Source organism: Flavobacterium bizetiae (assembly GCF_902804475.1).
Classification (GTDB): Bacteria; Bacteroidota; Bacteroidia; order Flavobacteriales; family Flavobacteriaceae; genus Flavobacterium; species Flavobacterium bizetiae.
Genome location: NZ_CADCSU010000174.1, coordinates 1 through 22,366 on the forward strand (window position 1 = coordinate 1; position 22,366 = coordinate 22,366).

The 22,366-nt window shown below is 33.0% G+C and carries 19 protein-coding genes; 13 read left to right on the plus strand and 6 right to left on the minus strand.

The genetic code is table 11. The annotated features are described in order from the left end of the window. Window positions 1–47: 47 nt before the first annotated feature. On the plus strand, window positions 48–542 hold the full coding sequence (locus FLACOL7796_RS21860; protein ID WP_173972903.1) for a TlpA family protein disulfide reductase: 495 nt from the start codon (window positions 48–50) through the stop codon (window positions 540–542). Between the two features lie 98 nt (window positions 543–640). Next, window positions 641–1,393, plus strand: coding sequence for a triose-phosphate isomerase (gene tpiA / locus FLACOL7796_RS21865; RefSeq protein WP_173972904.1), 753 nt, complete (start codon window positions 641–643; stop codon window positions 1,391–1,393). Between the two features lie 122 nt (window positions 1,394–1,515). On the opposite strand, the gene FLACOL7796_RS21870 is transcribed toward tpiA, so the two are convergent. Both FLACOL7796_RS21870 and FLACOL7796_RS21875 read right to left on the minus strand, forming a co-directional pair. Beyond that, window positions 1,516–3,852 (minus strand): hypothetical protein, encoded by a 2,337-nt coding sequence (locus FLACOL7796_RS21870; protein ID WP_173972905.1) that lies wholly within the window; start codon window positions 3,850–3,852, stop codon window positions 1,516–1,518. Continuing rightward, window positions 3,812–4,948: a hypothetical protein gene (locus tag FLACOL7796_RS21875; RefSeq protein ID WP_173972906.1), complete on the minus strand. Its 1,137-nt coding sequence runs from the start codon at window positions 4,946–4,948 to the stop codon at window positions 3,812–3,814. Before FLACOL7796_RS21875 ends, FLACOL7796_RS21870 begins: the two co-directional genes overlap by 41 nt. 113 nt (window positions 4,949–5,061) lie before the next feature. On the opposite strand from FLACOL7796_RS21875, the gene prmA reads away from it, so the two are divergent. The 11 genes from prmA (at window position 5,062) to FLACOL7796_RS21930 (ending at window position 15,572) form a co-directional block, all read left to right on the plus strand. Further along, a complete protein-coding gene (prmA, locus tag FLACOL7796_RS21880; RefSeq protein WP_173972907.1) occupies window positions 5,062–5,895 on the plus strand; it encodes a 50S ribosomal protein L11 methyltransferase in 834 nt (277 codons plus the stop codon). A 146-nt stretch (window positions 5,896–6,041) separates the two neighbouring features. Beyond that, a complete protein-coding gene (locus tag FLACOL7796_RS21885) occupies window positions 6,042–6,317 on the plus strand; it encodes an ATP-dependent Clp protease adaptor ClpS (RefSeq protein ID WP_173972908.1) in 276 nt (91 codons plus the stop codon). 116 nt (window positions 6,318–6,433) lie between these two features. Then, a complete protein-coding gene (locus FLACOL7796_RS21890; protein ID WP_173972909.1) occupies window positions 6,434–7,945 on the plus strand; it encodes a WG repeat-containing protein in 1,512 nt (503 codons plus the stop codon). 127 nt (window positions 7,946–8,072) lie between these two features. Beyond that, entirely contained in the window at window positions 8,073–9,344 is a 1,272-nt protein-coding gene (locus FLACOL7796_RS21895; RefSeq protein ID WP_173972910.1) for a sterol desaturase family protein, read from the plus strand. A 7-nt stretch (window positions 9,345–9,351) separates the two neighbouring features. Then, a complete protein-coding gene (locus FLACOL7796_RS21900) occupies window positions 9,352–10,029 on the plus strand; it encodes a lysoplasmalogenase (protein WP_173972911.1) in 678 nt (225 codons plus the stop codon). Between the two features lie 249 nt (window positions 10,030–10,278). Then, entirely contained in the window at window positions 10,279–10,731 is a 453-nt protein-coding gene (locus FLACOL7796_RS21905; protein ID WP_173972912.1) for a 2-dehydro-3-deoxyphosphooctonate aldolase, read from the plus strand. 37 nt (window positions 10,732–10,768) lie between these two features. Then, the gene (locus FLACOL7796_RS21910; protein WP_173972913.1) at window positions 10,769–11,089 is read left to right on the plus strand and encodes a hypothetical protein; all 321 of its coding nucleotides are present in this window, start codon (window positions 10,769–10,771) and stop codon (window positions 11,087–11,089) included. A gap of 514 nt (window positions 11,090–11,603) precedes the next feature. Then, complete coding sequence (gene kdsA, locus FLACOL7796_RS21915; protein ID WP_055097995.1) at window positions 11,604–12,422, plus strand: 3-deoxy-8-phosphooctulonate synthase; 819 nt, start codon at window positions 11,604–11,606, stop codon at window positions 12,420–12,422. 18 nt (window positions 12,423–12,440) lie between these two features. Next, window positions 12,441–13,343: a hypothetical protein gene (locus FLACOL7796_RS21920; protein WP_173972914.1), complete on the plus strand. Its 903-nt coding sequence runs from the start codon at window positions 12,441–12,443 to the stop codon at window positions 13,341–13,343. 256 nt (window positions 13,344–13,599) lie between these two features. Next, complete coding sequence (locus FLACOL7796_RS21925; RefSeq protein ID WP_173972915.1) at window positions 13,600–14,283, plus strand: YiiX family permuted papain-like enzyme; 684 nt, start codon at window positions 13,600–13,602, stop codon at window positions 14,281–14,283. Window positions 14,284–14,471: 188 nt separating this feature from the next. Then, window positions 14,472–15,572: a PAS domain-containing sensor histidine kinase gene (locus FLACOL7796_RS21930; protein ID WP_173972916.1), complete on the plus strand. Its 1,101-nt coding sequence runs from the start codon at window positions 14,472–14,474 to the stop codon at window positions 15,570–15,572. A 66-nt stretch (window positions 15,573–15,638) separates the two neighbouring features. Here FLACOL7796_RS21930 and FLACOL7796_RS21935 read toward each other — a convergent pair whose 3' ends face one another. From FLACOL7796_RS21935 to bglX, 4 genes are all read right to left on the minus strand, one after another. Continuing rightward, window positions 15,639–17,027, minus strand: coding sequence for a M20/M25/M40 family metallo-hydrolase (locus FLACOL7796_RS21935; protein WP_173972917.1), 1,389 nt, complete (start codon window positions 17,025–17,027; stop codon window positions 15,639–15,641). A gap of 148 nt (window positions 17,028–17,175) precedes the next feature. Further along, on the minus strand, window positions 17,176–19,098 hold the full coding sequence (locus tag FLACOL7796_RS21940; RefSeq protein WP_173972918.1) for a discoidin domain-containing protein: 1,923 nt from the start codon (window positions 19,096–19,098) through the stop codon (window positions 17,176–17,178). Window positions 19,099–19,143: 45 nt separating this feature from the next. Further along, window positions 19,144–19,929 (minus strand): glycerophosphodiester phosphodiesterase family protein, encoded by a 786-nt coding sequence (locus FLACOL7796_RS21945; protein ID WP_173972919.1) that lies wholly within the window; start codon window positions 19,927–19,929, stop codon window positions 19,144–19,146. A 127-nt stretch (window positions 19,930–20,056) separates the two neighbouring features. After that, window positions 20,057–22,357, minus strand: coding sequence for a beta-glucosidase BglX (gene bglX, locus FLACOL7796_RS21950; RefSeq protein WP_173972920.1), 2,301 nt, complete (start codon window positions 22,355–22,357; stop codon window positions 20,057–20,059). Window positions 22,358–22,366: the final 9 nt, after the last annotated feature.

A 22,366-nucleotide genomic window follows, 5' to 3' on the forward strand; every position in this document is an offset into this window, starting at 1 on the left:
ATAAGATGATCTCAATTAGAATTAAAAAAAACAAATAGTATCTACGTATGAAACAATTAGCCCTGGTTGTAATTGCATTTATAACATTTTCATGCTCGCAAGCTCAGAAAACAAGTTTTTCTAAAGAAGCTTTGTCTGAAAAATTATTAGCAACTGATGAAAGTCAAGTTACTTTCAAAAACATTTTAAAAAAATACAAAGGTAAAACTTTGGTTATCGAGGTTTGGGCTTCATGGTGTGGTGATTGTGTAAAAGCTATGCCACAATTAAAAGAACTTCAGGCAAATAATCCTGATGTCTCGTACTTATTTATCTCTGCTGATAAAACAGCTGATAAATGGAAAGCAGGAATTGAAAAACACGAACTTAAAGGTGATCATTTTATGATGAATGATGGTATGAAAGGCCTTTTTGGAAAAGCAATTGATTTAGACTGGATTCCGAGATATATCATCGTTGACAAAACAGGAAAAATTGTATTGTATCGTGCGATTGAAAAGGATTTTGATAAAATCAATGAAACTTTAAAAAGCCTGAAATAAAATTCAGCAATGGCAAATGACAATGACAAATTCAAGATCAATGTCAAATTAAACAAGAACAAAAAACAAAAAAAAGAATAAAATAAAACACTACCAAAATGAGAAAAAAGATTGTTGCAGGAAACTGGAAAATGCATAAAAACGCAGCGCAAACTGAAGAATTATTAAGCGAATTAATTACTAAAATACCAGCTCAAACTACTGCTCAGGTAATTGTAGCTCCAACATTTGTAAACTTACAAGCGGCTGTTGCTAAAGTTAAAAACACCACTATTGGTGTTGCTGCTCAAAACGTTCACCAAGCTGAAGGCGGAGCTTTTACAGGAGAAATTTCTGCTGATATGTTAACTAGTATTGGTGTAAACACCGTAATTCTTGGTCACTCTGAGCGTAGAGCCATTTTTCACGAAACTGACGCTTTAATCGCTAATAAAGTGGATACTGCTTTAAAACATGACCTTACAGTAATTTTCTGTTTTGGAGAAGAATTAAAAGACCGTCAATCAGGAAATCACTTTAATATTGTAGAGAACCAATTGCGTGACGGATTATTTCAAATTGCAAAAGAATCATGGTCTAAAGTTGTTTTAGCTTACGAACCTGTTTGGGCTATCGGAACTGGAGAAACTGCTTCACCAGAACAAGCTCAGGAAATGCACGAATTTATCAGAGAAGTTGTTCGTAAAGCTTACGGAGCTGAAATCGCTGACGAAGTTTCTATTTTATACGGTGGTTCTGTAAAACCAGACAACGCTAAAGAAATCTTCTCTAAACCAGACGTAGACGGTGGTTTAATTGGAGGTGCAGCTTTAAAAGCTGATGACTTTTTAGCTATTGTAACTGCTATCTAATTTTAGATTTTAGATTTACTATAAAAAAACGTTCGCTATCGCGAACGTTTTTTATGCTTTAATTTTGCGCAAAGTCAAGCTTAAATTTTCTTATATAACTTATATGGTGAAAAAAGAAAAGTCTAGTTTATAAATGATTCCAATAAAGGGCAATTGTATTTTTTAAACGTTGGTGTCGTTTTATAAATTGAATAGAAATTCACCAACTCCTTCCCTACTTTAAACGGATTTTTTGCTTCTTCTTCGGCAGAAATTATATTCGCGTAATGGCCGTAATAATTACATTCAAAAATCATTAAACTGGCCATCGCTTTCTCATTATTGTTTTTAGACATTTTCAGGGCTTTTTCGTAATACATTTTAGCCATGGTTAAGCCATAATAATTCCCTTTTTGATATGTTTTCTCGAGTTCAGAATTATCTCCGTAAACATAGTCTATATAAGATTCTCCGGACGTCCAGTCGTATGCGACCATCATCCAGGAATTACCCAGATACGAAACATTAAAATAAGCATGTGCCAATTGCAGATTACTTGCCGCTGTATTTTGTTTTTTTAACTGAATTAGCTTGGCAATAAAATCAGCTTTGTTGAAGCGATAATCGAATTTTCGTTCTTTGTCTTTTTGAATGATTTTAGGTGTAAAAGGGTTTTCGTTTAGATAATCTTTATACTCATAATTCTTGTCCCAAAAATCTTTTGGCATAGACGAAAAGGTTTCATAAGCCAATTCTAAATTATTGTTTCTAAAAGCAATCGTCCCCTTCAGGTCTTTGTAATAATTAATATCTGGAGCAATTGTTCCGGAACAAATGTATTTTTCAAAAGGTGTTTTGTTTTCTTTTTGCTGTAAAGCAATCAATTTATCAATATCTTGTGTAGTCGCAGTTCTGTCAAAATAACCTATATAACTGTACAAATAGGCATTATCATAAGATGAATATACGCCTTCGCTTTTGCTGTCTGATTTCATCATTAATAATCCTGCTGTAACACGATCGTCTTTTTTAGCAAAATCTGCACTGGCAATGCGGTATAAACTATAAAGATTTTTAAATAAGCCATAATCTGTTTCTACTAAATTTTCTACGGAATCAAAATAGTTGAAAAGCTGGTTTTGAACTTTCTCACTTTTCAAATCGTCTTGTTTTAAAGAAACTAAAGCCAATTGAATATTCTTCTGCATTTGTATAGATGCATTGGCTTTGTCTGAGATCATATTGGTATATTTTTTACCCAAATCAATATCATCATCAATAAAACAAAGTTGTGCAATAGCCGCTGTGATATAATCTTTTTGCTCGCCTGTAGTTTGCTCGCGAATAGAAATTAAGAAATATTCTAAAGCTCGCAAATGCATGATGTCTTTAGTATAGTTTTCTTCTTTTGCTTTAGCGTAATTTCCATACCAGTCCGTTCCTTCAAATACCACCGAAGGGCTTCCGTCATTGGTATATTGTGGCGTAAAAATCCAGTCTTCGAGTTTGTTGATTTCTCTTCCAATCAAAAAACTAAAATTAATACTGTTCGGGCTAAGTTTATAAACCTCTTCAATCGTTTTTAAATCCGGCGCAGGATTACGAAAACTTTCAATAGAAAGTATTACACTTCGTTCTTCGTCGTTTTGAGCCAGAGCAAGGGTTTCCTGAGTTAATTTCCAGTTATAATGTTGTAAAACCGCGAATGATTTTTCTTCGCAAGTGGCAAAAACTTTACTCAACAAATAATTTTGTAAAGGAAAATTGTCGATGCACAAAGCTTTATAATACAAAGCCCAAGGTTCTAAAATGGTGTTTTTATTCTCAGCAAAATAAGTGTCGTACAAGCGAATCACTTCATTTTTATCCTGAGCGTAAAAACTATATCTTAAAATTAAAAAAGCATAACGCTGTTTTAAAAAAGCATCTTTGGCTGATTTTATTTTCTTTTCAAAATCTCCTGTTTCTGCTAATTTATGATCTTTGCTGTTATAACCTATCTGATTCCAGGATTCCCATTTTACATCAGTATTACTATTGTATTCTAACTTTTTGGCAAACAGAATATAGCTTAAGAATGCTTTGTTTTTTGATAATAATAAGGCTTCGATAAAAGTTTTTTTTTCGAATGCTTTTTTTAAGGTTTTGTTTTCATAAGCTGTTTCAAATACTTCTCCGTCGGTCTCGTACAAAATGGTATGAACATCTTTCGGATCAACTGTATTTCCCAACTTTTTCTTCCATTCTAAACAATTCAATTCCTGATCGACACCAGAAACAGTATTGGTAGAATAGTAATAATCTGCCGAATAATAGAACGGCGTAAGTTTAAAGAATCCTTCTCTTTGTGCTTTAAACAAAGCCAATCGACTCGTTTCCGGCGAAACACTCCAACCACAGGCAAAAGAAGCCTGAAAGCTTAAAACTAAAAGTAAACTACTAAAAACGCGCATAATAACCGGATATATTTTGGGTTCCATAATCATTAATATATTTTTTATCGAAAGAGAAAAACGTCACTTTGGTCTGATTATCAATTTTGATTTTGCTCGTAACAATCGAAATCATTTTTTCGAGTTCGGCTTCAGAAATTTTTTCAATCCTGATTTCATCTCCGTTTCGTAAATACGTTTGCCCTATTAAAACATCATCTTGTAGTATATATTTGCTATCTGATGTTTTCTTAAGTTTAACACTATCATTTTTTAACTGATCGTAATCTGATAAAATTCCTTTAAACTGATTCCCTCTAAAAACCACTGCCCAACTGTAAAGCGGCAAAGCAATATCTAATTTTAATTTATACTTGTCGTGCGTAATATACTGCGCCAATTCTTCGCTGGTTCCTATTGAGTTTTTGGTATTAAAATCATCTGGTTTTGCCAAATTATAACACATCAATAAACCTTTATCAACGGGTGGAGTTCCTGCTTTTTCGGCATATTTATATTGCCAGAGTCTGATGGTTGAAGCTATTTGTGATGTTGGAAATCCTTTCTTGATTTGTTTTAGCAAATAAAAATAGTTCTCTTTTGATTTTTCTGTCCAATCGCAATCGATTAGAATTTCTTTAAAATCAACTTTTAACTTCGCCAGTTCAATCGATTTTATCGAATCATAATTCAGGCGTTTAAAGTTTTCCTGTTTGTAATAATCCTTTGGATATACAATTCCGTTAACGATTTTATCTGCTTTTGTTTCATTTAGCCTAACACCAATTTGCTGTACGCGTTTCGCAATTCTCGACGCCAGACTATCCAATTGTTTTGTATCTGATTGCAGAACCACTTCATTGGTAATAAAAATACTTGGTGTGATTTCGGGATTGCTTTCATTTAAACTAAAATCGTTAATCGTCGCAACCGGCAAAGGTTCTTTGGCATACGGATTCCAGTCGATGTCAAAAAAGCGAATATACATATGCTGCACTTTTAAATCCCTGATCAAAGAATCCTCTTCTTTCTGAAAATACAAGCTGGTTTTCCAATAGCAAAACGATCTTACTACGTCATGTTCTTTTTCACAAGTTGCTCCGTTAAGTACCACAAAGAGCAAAATAAAAATGATATTCTTCATATTCAAAAAATCCTTACAAATTCTAATCAAAATTAACATTAATAATTATTAGAATATGATTTATTTATGAACAACTTTTGCTTTGTATTCTTACCTTTGCAAAAAATTTATTTATGTCGAACATATATTTAGGATACCATTTTACAATTGAACCAAAAGAACCGGGTTCAGAAATTTTAATTGCTGAATTAGGCGAAAAAGCGTTTGAGACTTTTACTGAAACTGAAACTGGAATTTCGGCTTATGTAAAGAAAGATTTATGGGATGAGAATATTCTGGACGACATTTATATTTTAGAATCTGAAGAATTTAAAATCGAATATACGGTTGAAGAAATCGATCAGGTAAACTGGAACGAAGAGTGGGAAAAGAATTTTGAAGCGATTGATGTTGACGGAAAATGCCATGTTCGTGCTCCTTTTCATGAAAAAACCAATGCCGAATTTGATATCGTAATCGAGCCAAAAATGAGTTTTGGTACAGGTCATCACGAAACAACTCACATGATGATTCAGCATTTATTAGAAATGGATGTTAAGGGTCTTAAAACTCTTGATATGGGTTGCGGAACTGCGATTTTGGCAATTTTAGCTGAAATGAAAGGCGCAGAACCAATTGATGCGATCGATATTGATAATTGGTGTTATTTGAATTCTATCGAAAATGCTGAACGCAATAATTGTAAACATATTACCGTTTACGAAGGCGATGCAGCTTTATTAGCAGGAAAAAGTTACGACCTGATTATTGCAAACATCAACAGAAATATTTTGTTGAACGATATGCAAAGTTATGTGGATTGCTTAAACAAAGACGGTATTATATTGTTTAGTGGTTTCTATGAAGAAGACATCCCGTTTATTGATGCTTCATGCACAGAAAAAGGATTAACATATGTTAAAAAGTTTCAAAGAAATAACTGGGTTTCATTAAAATACGTAAATTAGATAGTTGATTATCTAAAATTTAAGTCGCCCACAGATTAAACTGATCAAAACGATTTACACCGATTTAGCTTTCTTTAAAAGCTGTTGAATTGTAAATCTTTGGCAAATAAAATTAGTAATTACAAAAAGTACAAAAACCTAAAAACATGAGTACTAAAGAAAAAGTAAGAGAAAGAGTTCGCGAAAAGGAAGCGACGGTTTTCAATAACGAAATCATTGTTTATAACGACGATGTAAACACTTTTGATCACGTAATTGATACTTTAATGCGTGTTTGCAGTCACACGCCTGAACAAGCAGAACAATGTTCCTTAATTGTACATTACAACGGAAAATGCACTGTAAAAACAGGGCCACTGGATAAATTAAAACCTCAATGTACTCAACTTCTGGAAGCTGGACTAAGCGCCGAAATTGTTTAATTTACCAATAATTTAAAAACGCATTCTATTTTGTTTTACACTAAAACTGAATAGAATGCGTTTTTATTTTAGCCTAACTCAGCTCATTTTTAACCTAATTTACCAAAATTAAAATCATGAAATACTTCAAGTTTCTTCTGTTTTTATTGCCCTTGGTTTCTTTAAGCCAGAAAAAATTCGATAATCTGCGCGAGCAATTGGTAAAAAGTAAAACATTGGGTTATGAATATGTATATGCCTACGAAAATAATTATGCCGTATTCAGAACCTTTAAAGGAAAAATGGGACTTATTGATACAACAGGAAATGTAGTTATCAAACCAACTTATGAATATATTTATAATAAGGAAGAACTTAAAAATTTGTATGAAGTTGGAAATACAGTCAATAAAAAATTCAAACGTGGCTATATTGACAGGAAAGGAAATATTAGAATTCCGCTAGAATATGACGACATTTTTCACCTTGACAAAAACCTCATCAGGGTTTCAAAAAATAACAAAACAGGTGTTGTAGACACTTTAAACAAAATAATTTTACCTTTAAAGTTCGATTTTATAATGGATCACGGTGCTATTATTTACGCGCAAAGCAATAACATTGTTGACATATTTGACTTCTCAGGAAAGCAATTGACCAATTACAAAGCAAAAGACATTGACTATTTTACAGATGACAGAAGCATTGTAACTCTGCAGAACAATGATACTTTTATAATCAACAATGAAGGGAAGTCCATTTTAGATCCTATTAAAAATCATCGCTTTGAAAAAGTTATCGACTCAGATTCTTATATTATTCTAAATACAATTTCTAATAAAAAAGGACTGATTAATTCTAAAGGTGAGTATACAATAGAATGTAAATATGATGATATTACAAATCATAAATCATTTTTTATTGTTAAGGACAAAAACAAGTTTGGGTTAGTAACAAAAAATGATGCTATACTAAAAACTGTGATCTATGACGGAATTTATCCTGTAAATTATAAAGAAGACAATCTCTTTCAAAATCAATTATTGGCAAAGAAAGACAATCTTGAAGGTATTATAAATCCTTTTTTAGAAAACGACATTATTCCTATTCGATACAAAGATGTTGATGATTTTTCAGATTACTATATCGTAACTACTGTAGAAAACAAAAACGGGTTATTTTCTGAAAATGGCGATCGTATTATCAGTGAAGATTATGAGTTTTACAACGTAGCTCCAGACAAAATTTTTGCTACAAAAAACAATAAAAAATATCTGTTGACCATTACCGGAAAAACTTATTCTGAGATTGAAATTCCTGTAGATGAATTTGCAAAAAATGGTCCTTTCTCTAAGGGATTTGCTAAAAGCAATTTTCAGATTTTTAAAAACGGAAATAAGTATGGCGTAATTAGCAATAAAAATGAGATCGTGGTTGCCTGTGAATACGATGCAATTAAAAATATTTATTCGACCTCAGAATTTATTGTAAAAAAAGACAACAAATATGGTGTCGTAAAAGCCAAAAACGAGATTAAGCTTGAAATTAAATACGATTCTTATCAAATCATAAAGGAATATATCAGGTTTGACATTAAAAATCCGAAAACTAAAAAAGCGTATATGATAAACTATTCTTCAGATTATTAAATAAGAACATTCTGACTTGTTTTGAAAATCGTAATTCGATACGTTTTTTTTCTAATTGTTTAATTTACCAATAATTTAAAAACGATCCTATTTTATTCTATATTTGAACAAAATAGAATGTTTTTATATGGAAGAATATGGAAAGATATTGATTATCGCTACGCCTATTTTTTTAGTATTAATTATAATCGAAAAAATATACGGCATTTATAAGAAGGACGACACCGCTCCTTTGATCGATAGCGTATCAAGTATTAGTTCCGGAATTACCAATTCTGTAAAAGATGTTCTGGGATTAAGCCTGACTTTTATCTCTTATGAATGGATGGTTTCTAAAATTGCCATTTACCATCTTGAAGCCAATGTTCTCTCTTATTGTATTGCCTTTTTTGTGATCGATTTTTACGGTTACTGGAGTCATCGATGGGCACATCAAATTAATCTTTTCTGGAACAAACATGCGATTCATCATAGCAGCGAAGAATTTAACCTCGCCTGCGCTTTGCGTCAGCCTATTGCGAGTTTAGTTAATTTATTTACTTTTTTATTGATTCCTGCCGCCCTATTAGGCGTTCCCGCTTCGGTAATTGCGATTACTTTGCCCTTGCATTTGTTTTTGCAATTCTGGTATCATACCAAGCATATTAAAAAAATGGGGGTTCTGGAATACATTCTGGTTACTCCTTCGCATCATCGTGTACATCATGCTATAAACCCCGAATATTTAGATAAAAACCATTCACAAATTTTTATTTTTTGGGATAAGCTTTTTGGTACTTTTCAGGCTGAATTAGAAGATGTTCCGCCTGTATTTGGCATTACAAGACCGGCCAATACCTGGAATCCGATACGTATTAATTTTCAACATTTGAGTTTGCTGATTAAAGATGCCTGGCGAGCCGAAAACTGGAAAGACAAACTTACGATATGGTTTAAACCAACAGGCTGGCGTCCTGAAAATTTTGACACTAAATATCCTGTAAATAAAATTGATAACGTATTTAACTTTGATAAGTACGGCACACAAAACTCGCAAAAATTAATTTACTGGTCTGTTGCACAGGTTTTAATTACACTTTTGTTTGTAACGTATTTGTTTGATAACATCGCTAAAATTGGTTTGCCCAATATTTTTATCTACGGTTTTTTTATTTTGATAACGATATATAGCTACACAGAGTTAATGGACAAAAGCAAGTATGCCATTTTTTGGGAGGGTTTACGCTTGGTAACTGCAATTGCAATTATTGCGTATTATGGAGATTGGTTTGGCTTAAATCATGCTTTTTCTATGAGTAATTACATTATCATAAGTTATTTAAGTCTATCGTTTTTAATTACGGTTTACTTTGTTACAATCGATTTCAAGACCCCCACCAACCAAATAATAAATTCATAAACCGCTTATGAGAAATGCTACCTTTTTTAAGATCTATATAGCTTTTAGTATTCTATATCTCATTGTTTTGTTTACAGGACATGAAAACCTCGACCTTTATCTAAAACCTGCTTTGATACCTTTGTTAGGTTTTGGAGTTTATTTTCATCGAAAATTTCCATCCAAAAATATTCTTTTAAGTGCTTTGCTTTTTTCCTGGATTGGAGATGTTATTTTACTTTTTGCCGACATTGCCGAAATCTATTTTATACTAGGATTGCTCTCTTTTTTAATTGCACATTTATCTTATTGTGTTCTTTTTAATAAGCAGATCATTGGAGAAATTCAGATTAATAAAATTCTTTTTGCAGTGGGAAGCCTTGTCATTGCTTTTTACTTGACAGCAATGATTTTGGTTTTGATACCAAGGCTGGGCGAATTAAAAATACCTGTTATTATCTATGCTGCAGTAATTTCGACGATGCTATTATTTGCTTTTAATGGTTACTTAATCTGGAAAAAACCGGGCGCTTTGTACATCTTTTTGGGAGCTGTAGCTTTTGTTGCTTCAGATAGTATTCTGGCATTTGATAAATTTTATGCACCAATCCAGAAAAGTTCGTTTTTTATTATGCTCACGTATCTTGTGGCACAATATCTGATTGTAGTGGGTATTATAAAACTAAATACCAAAAAAGCAGATTAATAGTAGCCCGTGGATTTAGCTGGTAAAACTGATTTACGCTGATTTTTTTTAATCTTTAATTATTATAATCTGTGGCAAAAATGCCTGACAGGTTAAATGATTTTTTTTCTCGCAGATTTGGCAGATTTTTTGAATCTTTTTAATCCTGTAATCTGTAGCAAAAATTTAAAATTAGTAAAAATTCGTGATATTGGTGACAGGAAGAATCAAAAACACTTTTACATTTGTAGTACCAAAACTTTTAAAACCATGAAAAAAATAGCTTTTTATATCCTTTTAATAATTAGTGCAACTTCTTGTGTGAGTACGAGATCTACGTTGAAGAATGTTGATGACAATGCTCCTGATCTGGTTTTAAAGAGAAACAATACGTTTGAAATTAAACTTTTTAGTACAGATAAAAAATACGGTTTTGATCCTGATTATCCGGTTAATATTTTCTTTAGAAATACAAAAGACGAAGCTTTAAATGAAACTCGTTTTTTAAACGCTTTAGCGGGACCAAACGGAGAAAAAATAACTTATATCCGTTTAGAAACCTGTTGCCCTTTCCCTACCAAAAGAAGTGATATGGGTGCAGGATTTTTGAATGTTTACGAATTGAAATGGGAAGGACAAAAGAAACCTGTCAAACTATATTTGAACATTTATGAAAAAGGAATTTTGATGGTTCCGATGGGATTGAGTTTGGCTAAGGAATAGTTTTATATCTAAGAAATTAATAAATAACAATACAGAAATGTTAGGAACAACCCCATTAATTTTAATTATTCTTCCTTTATTATTTCAAATTATAATTGGTAGAAAAGCAATTGGCGAAAGCATATCCCTAAAATTTGGTACTGTGTGCTTAATTAGCTTTTCAGCTCAAATAGTATTATCTATAATAGCTTTTTATGTTGCCTCTTATAATTCTAATCTATATTTTGAACAGCATCCAGGTTCTGTAAGATGTGGCATGGGGTTTCTTGGTCTTATAATGCTGTCACTTTTGTTAACGATTATTTTGATAGTTGTTATAACAATTCAATACTTCATCAAGAGATCTTATGAAAAGTAATTAAGCCCGATTAAAACTACAAAACGGCTTTTACAATTTTGTTTCTTTTTACATGGCAAGGTTTTATTTGAATTTTCGTATGCAAAATTTAAAAGAGTTTGGTTTTTCCTGAAATAAAATAATAAAGTCCGTATTTATATTGTAACAAAAAAGTACGTCTTACAGAAAAACGAGACAAAGCAATAACATGATAATTATCATTTAAAGGTATATTGCAATGTTTTAATATTGTTTTTTTTTATAAGCCAATATGATTACGTATAAATTATCCTTCAGAACCCATAACCTCACTACATTTTTTAGCCGTGATAGCAGCGGAAATCATTTTTTGAGAAAACCTGTTTTTTCTGGTTTTGGCAGAGCGACCGGAGGAAGCTCCTGCAAAGACCAAGAAAAAAAGGGTTTAGAGAAAAATATTGCAGCGGATAGCGCGATTAGCTTCTTAAAAAAAACTTAAATCTTCATCTCGTATTCATAAATCATAACTACCTTTGCACTGTCAAAAAATCATATTATGAACATACAACATATTCCACAAATTAAGCATACTGAAAGCGGAAATTTCTTTTTATTGGCGGGCCCTTGCGCTATTGAAGGAGAAGAAATGGCTTTAAGAATTGCTGAAAAATTAGTTGGTATTACCGACAAACTTCAGATTCCTTATGTATTTAAAGGGTCATTTAAAAAAGCCAATCGTTCGAGAATTGATAGTTTTTCGGGAATTGGTGACGAAAAAGCATTAAAAATTTTAAGAAAAGTTTCTGAAACTTTTCACGTTCCTACTGTAACAGATATTCATACTAATGAAGATGCTGATATGGCGGCGCAATATGTTGATGTTTTGCAAATTCCTGCATTTCTTGTTCGCCAGACTGATCTTGTTGTAGCTGCGGCTAATACAGGAAAAGTGGTCAACCTGAAAAAAGGACAATTTATGAGCCCTGAAAGCATGAAACATGCTGTACAGAAGGTATTAGATTGCCAAAACGAAAATGTAATGGTTACAGATCGTGGTACTATGTTTGGTTACCAGGACATGATTGTTGATTTTAGAGGGATTCCTACTATGCAACAATATGCATCTACGGTTCTTGATGTTACACACTCGTTGCAACAGCCTAACCAAACTGCCGGTGTTACGGGAGGAAGACCTGATATGATCGAAACTGTTGCCAAAGCGGGTATTGCTGTAGGTGTTGATGGTATTTTTATCGAAACTCACTTTGACCCTGCTAATGCAAAAAGCGATGGTGCTAACATGTTGCATTTGGACTATTTTGAAGGTTTAATGACGAAGTTGGTTGCCATTAGAAAAACAGTTAACTCATTTTAATTTTATAATACAATTGCATTGAAAACAAATATTTTATTTTTCTTTCTGGTGTGTTTTTCACTAAACACGTTTGCTCAGGAAGAAATCGCAGTAGAAAGATACACAGCTCATAATAAAGGAAAATTCTTTGTATCGTGGGGAGGAAACAGAGAAAGTTATACTAAATCTGACGTGAATTTTAGAGGTAAGGATTATAATTTTACCGTTGCTAACATGAAAGCGCATGATAAACCAAAAGGATACCATATTGATTATGTAAATCCGGCGAACATGACGATTCCGCAAACGAACTTTAGAATGGGATACTTCTTTAGCGATCATTACAGTGTTTCGATTGGTTGGGATCACATGAAGTATGTGATGACTCAAAATCAAACCGCTAATGTTACTGGTAATATTAATTTACCTGCTGATCAGGCTGGATCTTTTTACAACGGAGATTATAATAATACACCTGTAAATATGTTTTTATATGGTGCTCAGGAAGGTGGTATTCCGGGTGGTACTCAGGGAAATCCTCCTGCATTTTTAATGTACGAGCATACTGATGGTTTGAACTACATTAATACTGAGGTTTCAAGACATGATGATATTTCTAAATTGTTTGGTATTACTAATACTGATAAGGTTCAGATTAATTTAACTGAGGGTTTAGGTGCAGGACTTTTATATCCTAAAACCAATACAACTCTTTTAGGAAAAGAACGTCATGATGATTTTCACATTTCCGGATATGGTTTATCTGCAAAAGCGGGAATTAACTTTACTTTCTTCAAGTATTTCTACTTGCAAGGTGAGCTAAAAGGTGGTTACATCAACATGCAGGACATTAAAACTACAAGAAGTAATGATGATAGTGCTTCTCAGGACTTTTTCTTTTTACAAAGAATTATTGCTGTTGGAGGAATCTTTAGAATCTAATATTTCTTAAAATTATATTTAAAAATAGTTATCATTTTGGTAGCTATTTTTTTTTGCCTTTTATTTGTTGAGCTTAATAAAAAAATCACGCAAAGTCGCAGAGCCGCAAAGTTTTTTTGTCTCACGCAGATTCAGAAGATTATAGCAGATCTAATTTAAGAAATTACTATTTATAATGATCTGCACGCATCTGCCTGAATCTTTTTAAAATCTGCGTGAAATATAATTTTGAGATAAAATACCTTAAAACCAAAACATGAAAAAATCAAAATATTTATTTGTTGGCATTACATTTTTGTTGAGTTTTGGATGCGCTTTGTTTGTGGCAATGAAGGTTTTCCCGAACAATCCGTTTTCTAAAACAAAAAACAATACAGAAGTTTCGTTGCAGGATAAAATCCAGGATGGGGATCTTATTTTTCAAACTTCAGAATCAAGTCAATGCGAAGCGGTTCGTATTGCTACTAATTCAAAATTTTCGCATTGCGGAATTATTTATAGTGTAAATGGAAATTTATTTGTTTTTGAAGCCGTTCAGCCTGTAAAACTAACGCGTCTCGAAGATTGGATTGCGCATGGAAAAGATCATAAATATCTCGTAAAAAGACTAAAAAATGCTGACCAAGTATTGACTCCTGCAACATTACAAAAAATGAAAGATTACAGTCAAGTATTTATGGGCAAAGAATATGATGCTTATTTTGATTGGTCGGATACCCGAATTTATTGTTCTGAGCTAATCTGGAAAATTTACAAAAATGGTGCTGGTATCGAATTATCAAAATTGAAACAATTAAAAGACTTTAATTTAAGTGATCCAAGAGTTCAAAAAATAGTAAAAGAGCGATACGGAAATAATGTTCCTCTTGATGAAAAAGTGGTTGCACCATCAGATTTAGTGGATTCTGATTTATTGAAAACGGTAATCGATACGTATTAATCTTTCTTTATTAATTGGTACAGAAAAACATTTATAAGATTTTACTTCTGCATTATTTTAGTCAAAATTGTTATTCAACGAATTAAAGTGGTTTTAAACGAAAAACTCCTCATAATGTTAAAAATATAACATTAATGTAAAATTTTAATATTATTTTAGTAATGTAATTTCAAAATTAGGTTTAATCTATGAACAATAGCGCACCTAACCTTACTAAAAAAACTGTTGATTTTTTCAATCAGTTTGAGGAATTTTTCGATTCTTCTCCAGATTTATTATGCGTAGCAGGATTTGATGGATACTTTAAAAAAGTAAATCCGTCTGTATCGAAATTACTTGAGTTTACCGAAGAAGAATTGTTCTCGAAACCTATAAACGATTTTGTTTTTGAAGATGACAGAATAAGTACATCAAATGCCCGAAAAAATCTAACAAAGAAAATTGGACTGTATAATTTTGAAAATCGTTATGTAACCAAAAGCGGTAATATCGTTTGGTTATTATGGACATCGTTCCCGATACAAAAAGACAAGCTTGTTTTTGCTATTGCTAAAAATATTACGTTTAAAAAAGAGCTGGAACAAGAGCGCAATGCGCACTTAACTGAGCTTACTAAAATAAATAATGAACTTAAACAGCTTACTTATACGACGGCTCATGATTTGAGATCTCCGGTAAATAATTTATTGGCCGTTTTTGATCTTCTGGATACTTCTACGATTACAGATCCTGAAACGCTTGAACTGATTTCGATTATTGAAATTGCAACGCACAGCTTAAAAAAAACGTTAATTGATCATGTTGCTACTCTAGACAAAAAGAATGAGGAAGATAATCAACTGGAATTATTGAATTTTGATTCGGTTTTAAAAGAAGTTTTGTTTTCGATCAATTCTTTAATTCATAACTCAAAAGCAAAAGTTACTATTGATTTTTCTGAGGCAGAAACAGTTTTGTTTAATAAAACTTCTTTAAAAAGTATTTTTCTGAATTTGATCACAAACTCCATTAAATATTCTAAGCCTGGTTCTTTGCCTATTATTAATTTTAATTCGCATCGTTTTAACGGAAGTACACAACTTACCATTACAGACAACGGAATTGGTTTTGATATGGAAAAAGTAAAGGATAAAATTTTTGGATTACATCAGAAATTTAATTCGCGCAAAGACAGCAACGGTATTGGTTTGTATTTGGTTTACAATCATGTCACTAATCTTGGCGGGCATATTTGTCTGGAAAGTAAACTTAATGAAGGCGCAAAATTCACCATTACTTTTAAGGATTGAGTTTTAATTTAAACAAAAAAAGCTATGAGCAAAACCCATAGCTTTCTGTATATTTTATTCTATAATTTAATTTGCGGTTGGAAGAATGATTCCGGTTTGGTCAATTAAATACACTAATGAAGTCATTGTTGCGGCTCCCAGTTCAAGTTCTCTTTTGTTAATGGCATCAAATTTATCATTTGCTGCGTGGTGATAATCAAAGTAACGTTGTGAATCTGGCATTAAACCTGCTTTAACGATCGTTTTAGACGTTATGTGGTCGATATCTGAACCACTATGCCCTTTTACAAAAGTATTAACGAAATAAGGTTCAAAAAGAGGCGCGAATCCCTGAATCTTTTTCAGGTTGGCATCATCGGCTTCAAGAGAAAAACCTCTTGGTGTAAATCCGCCTGAATCGCTTTCGAGAGCAAAAATATGATTCTCGTTCTTTTGCTTTGCCACTTCTTCGTATTTGGCTCCGCCTTTTCCGCCGTTTTCTTCATTCATAAACAAAACAACACGAATTGTATTTTTAGGTTTATAGTTTAAGTTTTTTAATATTCGAACTACTTCCATACTTTGCACTACTCCTGCTCCATCGTCATGAGATCCGTCGGCTAGATCCCACGAATCTAAATGTCCGCCCACTACCATAATATTTTCGGGAGTTACAGTTCCTGTTAGTTCCCCAATTACGTTATGCGACAATACATCCGGCAATGTCTCACAAGATTGTTTGAAATAAAATTTTAAAGTTGGATTCGCTTTTAATGATTTGCTTAACAATTCGGCTCCGTTTGTGCTAATTGCAGCGCCTGGAACATATTTATCTTTTGATAAGTCACCATAACTTTGATTTCCTGCATGAGGAAAATCGTCTAAACGTAAATTTAGCGAACGAACAATTGCTCCAACAGCTCCTAATTGTCCTGCTTCTTTCGCTCCTATTCTTCTTTGATCTCCAGCTTCTGAATAAGAATCGAAAGTTCCGACATTTTCAGGGTTCATTGGTCTGTTGAAAAATACAATTTTACCTTTTACTTTATCGCCTAAAGATCTTAATTCGTCGATGCTTTTTACCTCAACAACTTCTGCTGTAATCCCTCCTTTTGGAGTTGCAACTGAAGCTCCTAATGCACAAATTGGCACCACTGTTTTTGTTTTTCCGTCTAAAATATAAGCGGTTTCTTTTTCGCCACGCACCCAATGCGGCACCATAACTTCCTGCAAATATACTTTATCAAGTCCTAAGGTTTCAAGTTGTCTTTTGGTATATTCTACAGCTTGTTCGGCACCTTTAGATCCTGATAAACGGCTTCCTATATCGTTAGACAAATATTCTAACCAGGTATAACATTTGGCTTCTGTTAAAGCTTTTTTATAGAATAATTTAATATTCTTTTCATCATTTGACTGTGCAAACAAGGTCAATCCGTTTAAAACTAAAGCAGTTAAAAGAATCGTTTTTTTCATAAATCTGTGGCGTTTTTGGGTTGTCTGACAAAGGAACAAAATTCTTTAGAACTGCCGGAATTTCTTTTGAACTATTCGCATAAAAAAAACTCTAATTACAAACCTTGTAGTTTATAATTAGAGTTTTTATGTTTTTAATAAAATAAAACTATTTTACTTCAATAATCTTATTCTTTGTCCCAATTCCATTTTCATTAAAAGCTTCAATAGTAAAGTAATATTTTGAGCCTTTATCTAAGCCTCTAAAATCATAAGAACTATCTCCGTACACCATTATACTATTGTATAATTTATCAGGTGAAATTCCGTAATAGATATTATAACCAATAGCATCAGCTTGCTTTTTCCAGGAAATCATAGCATTTCTTGAGTCGGTTTTATTTCGGTCAACTTTAAAAGAATTAACTGCTTTTGGTTTTTCTAATAATCCGTTTCCGAATACTCTGAAATCTGAAATGGCAAACAATCCTGATGCATTGTGAATGTTTTCCATTTTGATGTATCGTGCTTTAATCGATTTTGTCAACTCTACGTAATCATGAGGAACATCTTTATCATTTTTAGATTTATCTACTACTAAAGTCCAATTTTGAGCATCATCTGACATGAAGATTTTATATTGATAATAAATATCCATCGCCTTGTTGTATTGTGTCGCTTTATGATCGGCATAATTAATCTGCAATGCTTTAATTTCCATTTGTCGGCCTAAATCCATTTGAAGCCATTCTCCCGGATCACCCGTTTTAGCAGACCAATACGTTTGAATATCTTCGTCTGTCAAATTATTCGGCCCGTAACAAAATTTCTCATATACTTTTTTACCGCCTGTATCAACTCTGTGCGTCTGCACTTCCATACATTCTTCTGAAGAAGATACGGTTACCGGTTTTTTATATGAAAGTAACATCCATCCTGATGAAGCGCCTTTTGTTTGGTCGCGTTCAGCTGTTGGAAGCGTTATCGGAAAATCACCGTAAGAAGTGATAGAATACATTACATCATCTTTGTCAAAACCAGCAGGGAACATATCAATGCGTCGCTCAAAACGATCTTTAATCGAAATTTTACAAGTTCCGGTATTCCAGTAATTACCATAATTATCTCCAAAAGTATTTCCGTGTCCGGCTCCAATTACAAATCCTCCTGGTTTATAAGACATTGGATTGTGTTTTTGATAAACAAAAGGTCCTAACGGATTATCCCCAACATGAACACCATTTGCGTAACCTTTAAATTCAGTAGCCGGAGCTCCGTATTGCATATAATATTTTCCGTTGTGTTTTGTCATCCACGCACCTTCTATAAAATCTCCCCAAGGCGCTGGTTCCATATCATTATTAGGTCCAAAACGTTCCCAACCATGATTTTTAGGATCTAACCCAACCACTTCTTTAATTTGTCCGTACGGACGTTGAATATCTTCTACCTCAGTTGCTGCGTATAGTTGTGCATAATCTGCCTGATTTCCTACTGGCAGCCAGGTTTTATAATCTACTTCAGTTCCTACAAGAGGTAATTTTCCGCTTGAACCATAGTACATATAGACTTTTTTGTCATCATCCTGAAATATAGCAGGATCCCAGGTTGGCAACATTGCTTTGTCTACATGACGTAACCATCTTCCTGATTTTGGATCGGCAGTTTTCCAAACCGGATGATCTTTTTTCCAGGTTGAACCTACATAAAATAAAGTATCATTTATAACCCATGCAGCAGGCGCACATTGATCATCATCGCCTGGCTGTCTTTGAAAACTTCCATAAACAAAATTCCAATCCGACATATCTTTGCTCCAAAAGAATCCAGCCTGATTGGTCGCAAATAAATAATACTCGCCTTTATAGGTAATAATAACCGGATCTGCGCTTGAACGGCGAGATTCAGGAATTCCGTTATGATTATGAGTGGTATAATTGTAACCAATATTAATAGGATTACAATAGGTCGTTGCAGGTTTATTAGGATCAAACCATTCCGTTTTGCCAGGAGTATTGGATTTTTGTGCTGAGATATTGACATTAAATCCTATCACAAGCAACAAAAGCGATATAGACGATAGTTTATACATTTCTTTTATTTTTTGTTTTTAAATGAGCTTATCAGCATTTACAAGCTATTTATTATTCTTTATTCTTTCTCCCAATAATTCAGGTTCATTGGTGGTGATATAATCAAATTTATTCTTGATAATCCAATCCATATCTGCAGCTTCATTCACTGTCCAGGCATTTAGAATGATATTATTCTCTTTTGCTTCTTTAATCCATTCCGGATGTTTTTTAAAGAATGAATAATGATAATCAACGCCATTAATATGATCTGCTTTTACTTCTACCGGAGATTTATTTCCTTCTAAATATTGCAAAATTGCTTTTTGGTCAACTTGTCTGATTTGTTTTAGAATTTCATAATCAAAACTAATATAGCAGGTGTTTTTTTCTGCCTTTAGTTTTTTGATGGTTTCAACCGTCATCAATGCAGTCTTTTTTCCTCTTTCTTTACTTATTTCAGAAGGCTTTATTTCGCAGACTAAAAGTGTATGCTTATTGTTCTTTTTTCCTTCAGTAATATACTCGTGTAAAGTAGGCAGTTGCTCTCCGTTCGAAAGTTTAAACTTTATAAGGTCAGCATAATTTGTTTCTTCTATAAGCAGTTTGTTATAATGTGCATCGTGATTAATTATCAGCGAGTCATCGGCTGTTCTCCAAACGTCAAATTCTGAACCTGCCAATTTTAGATCAATAGCATGCCTTAAAGAAGCAATTGAGTTCTCTGGTAAATTATTTTTTTTCCATGCTCCACGATGTGCTACAATAGCATTCTTTTTTGTGCTGCAAGAAGAAAAAACAGCTACAGCAATCATGAAGAGAAATGCGTAAAATATTTTAGTTGTATTCATTGTATAGAAATTAAGATTTGTATTTTTAATTAGTGAGATCGAATTTACTTACAAAACAGAGATATCAAAGCTAAAAAAAAGCCCTCCGAACTAACAACGAAGGGCCAATCAATAATAAATAAACCAACTATTTAGTTAACTCAAAACTAACTTTCTTATCGGCATTTGAATTTCCTCCAACGAAAACATCAAACTGCCCAGGTTCTGCTACAAATTGTAAATCAGAATTATAAAATTTTAAATCTTCAACTGTGATATCAAAAGTCACGGTTTGTTTCTCCCCTTTTTTAAGTGTAATTTTTTGGAAGTTTTTCAGTTCTCTAACTGGTCTTGTTACTGAACCAACTAGATCTCTAATGTATAACTGAACTGTTTCTTTTCCGTCATAATTTCCTGTATTCGCAACATCAACTGTTACTTTTAATTTTCCGGCAGGATTCATTTTATCAGATGAAATTTTAAGGTTTGAATACTCAAAAGAAGTATAACTTAATCCGAAACCAAATGGGAATAATGGCTCATTTCTTTCGTCGATATAGTTCGATCTGAATTTTTCGAATTTACCTTCTGTGTTAGAAAGTGGTCTTCCTGTATTTTTGTGTGCGTAGTAAATTGGCAATTGACCAACACTTCTAGGGAAAGTTGAAGTTAATTTTCCAGAAGGGTTTACATCTCCAAATAAAACATCAGCAATAGCATAACCTGCTTCACTACCAGCAAACCAAACATTTAAAATTGCAGGAACAGTTTCGTTTTCTGCTTTAATTACTAACGGACGTCCGTCGAATAAAACTAATACAACTGGTTTTCCTGTTTTTAATAATGCATTTAATAAATCTTTTTGAGCTTGAGGAATTTCTAAATTCGTACGGCTGCTTGATTCTCCACTTAATTCAGCAGATTCTCCTAAAGCTGCTACAATAACATCTGATTGATTCGCAACTTTTAAAGCTTCAGCTAATAATTCTTCTTTTGAACGACCGTCACGGTGTAATGTTTTACCAAACATTGTAGCATTAGTTTCAAAAGTTTCATCGTAATCTAAATTACTTCCTTTTGCGTATAATACTTTTGTAGAAGGTCCTGCTACTTCTTTGATTCCTGCTAATAATGAAATAGCATTCTCCATTTTTGTAGCAACACTCCAGGTTCCCGGCATATTTTCTTTTGCATCTCCCAATGGCCCGATCAAAGCAATAGTTCCTGATTTTTTAAGTGGTAATACCTGACCTTGATTTTTTAATAAAACCAATGATTGTGCAGCAATTGATCTTGCTTCTTTTCTGCTGCCTGATGTGAAAATTTCTGTTTTAGCTCTTTTTTCATCACAATATTTATAAGGATCGCTAAACAATCCTAAATCGTATTTAGCTTCAAGAATAAGTTTTACAGCATTATCGATTGTTTCGATAGTTACTTTTTTCTCATCCAATGATTTTTTCAAAGTAGTTAAGAAACCTTCTCCAACCATGTCCATTTCAACACCTGCGTTTAGAGACAAAGCAGAAACTGCTTGTAAATCTCCCATTCCGTGCTCGATCATTTCAGGAATTCCTGTAAAATCAGTTACTACGAAACCTTTAAAACCCCATTGTTTTCTTAAAATATCGGTCATTAACCATTTGTTTCCAGTTGCAGGGATTCCGTCGATTTCATTAAAAGAAGCCATAACAGATCCTACACCAGCATCAACAGCTGCTTTGTAAGGAGGGAAATAATCATTAAACATTCTGATATGACTCATATCAACTGTATTATAATCACGACCACCTTCAGGAGCACCATATAAAGCGAAGTGTTTTACACAAGCCATAATCGAATTATTTTTCGAAAGATCGTGTTGTTGATATCCGTTTACCATTGCAGTTGCAATTCGGCTTCCTAAGTACGGATCTTCACCTGAACCTTCAGAAACTCTTCCCCAACGAGGATCGCGAGAAACATCTACCATTGGAGAGAATGTCCAGTTGATACCATCTGCACTTGCTTCCTGAGCGGCAATCTGAGCACTTCTTTCGATTAACCCCATATCCCAGGTACAAGATAATCCTAACGGAATTGGAAATGTTGTTTCGTAACCGTGAATAACATCCATACCAAAAATCAATGGAATTTTTAAACGGCTTTTTTCAACAGCGATTTTTTGTACTTCTTTAATTTTTTGAACAGATTTTATATTGAATAAACCTCCAACTTTACCTTCAGCAATTTTTGTAGCCACGTCAGAACTATTTGCCTGTCCTGTAGTAATATCTCCAGAAGTTGGTAAATTAAGTTGACCTAATTTTTCATCTAATGTCATTTTCGACATTAACTCAGCTACAAACTCTGACCTTGGTTTAATTTTTACTGTATTTTTAGTATTCTTTTTCTGAGCATAACCCAAAACAGCACATCCTAAAAAAAGTAAGACTAATTTGTTTTTCATTCTATTATA

Excerpts from the sequence above, each read along its gene's own strand:
- FLACOL7796_RS21860 (WP_173972903.1), top strand. The coding sequence starts at position 48 with ATGAAACAATTAGCCCTGGTTGTAATTGCATTTATAACATTTTCATGC.
- tpiA (WP_173972904.1), top strand. The coding sequence starts at position 641 with ATGAGAAAAAAGATTGTTGCAGGAAACTGGAAAATGCATAAAAACGCA.
- FLACOL7796_RS21870 (WP_173972905.1), bottom strand. The coding sequence starts at position 3,852 with ATGGAACCCAAAATATATCCGGTTATTATGCGCGTTTTTAGTAGTTTA.
- FLACOL7796_RS21875 (WP_173972906.1), bottom strand. The coding sequence starts at position 4,948 with ATGAAGAATATCATTTTTATTTTGCTCTTTGTGGTACTTAACGGAGCA.
- prmA (WP_173972907.1), top strand. The coding sequence starts at position 5,062 with ATGTCGAACATATATTTAGGATACCATTTTACAATTGAACCAAAAGAA.
- FLACOL7796_RS21885 (WP_173972908.1), top strand. The coding sequence starts at position 6,042 with ATGAGTACTAAAGAAAAAGTAAGAGAAAGAGTTCGCGAAAAGGAAGCG.
- FLACOL7796_RS21890 (WP_173972909.1), top strand. The coding sequence starts at position 6,434 with ATGAAATACTTCAAGTTTCTTCTGTTTTTATTGCCCTTGGTTTCTTTA.
- FLACOL7796_RS21895 (WP_173972910.1), top strand. The coding sequence starts at position 8,073 with ATGGAAGAATATGGAAAGATATTGATTATCGCTACGCCTATTTTTTTA.
- FLACOL7796_RS21900 (WP_173972911.1), top strand. The coding sequence starts at position 9,352 with ATGAGAAATGCTACCTTTTTTAAGATCTATATAGCTTTTAGTATTCTA.
- FLACOL7796_RS21905 (WP_173972912.1), top strand. The coding sequence starts at position 10,279 with ATGAAAAAAATAGCTTTTTATATCCTTTTAATAATTAGTGCAACTTCT.
- FLACOL7796_RS21910 (WP_173972913.1), top strand. The coding sequence starts at position 10,769 with ATGTTAGGAACAACCCCATTAATTTTAATTATTCTTCCTTTATTATTT.
- kdsA (WP_055097995.1), top strand. The coding sequence starts at position 11,604 with ATGAACATACAACATATTCCACAAATTAAGCATACTGAAAGCGGAAAT.
- FLACOL7796_RS21925 (WP_173972915.1), top strand. The coding sequence starts at position 13,600 with ATGAAAAAATCAAAATATTTATTTGTTGGCATTACATTTTTGTTGAGT.
- FLACOL7796_RS21930 (WP_173972916.1), top strand. The coding sequence starts at position 14,472 with ATGAACAATAGCGCACCTAACCTTACTAAAAAAACTGTTGATTTTTTC.
- FLACOL7796_RS21935 (WP_173972917.1), bottom strand. The coding sequence starts at position 17,027 with ATGAAAAAAACGATTCTTTTAACTGCTTTAGTTTTAAACGGATTGACC.
- FLACOL7796_RS21940 (WP_173972918.1), bottom strand. The coding sequence starts at position 19,098 with ATGTATAAACTATCGTCTATATCGCTTTTGTTGCTTGTGATAGGATTT.
- FLACOL7796_RS21945 (WP_173972919.1), bottom strand. The coding sequence starts at position 19,929 with ATGAATACAACTAAAATATTTTACGCATTTCTCTTCATGATTGCTGTA.
- bglX (WP_173972920.1), bottom strand. The coding sequence starts at position 22,357 with ATGAAAAACAAATTAGTCTTACTTTTTTTAGGATGTGCTGTTTTGGGT.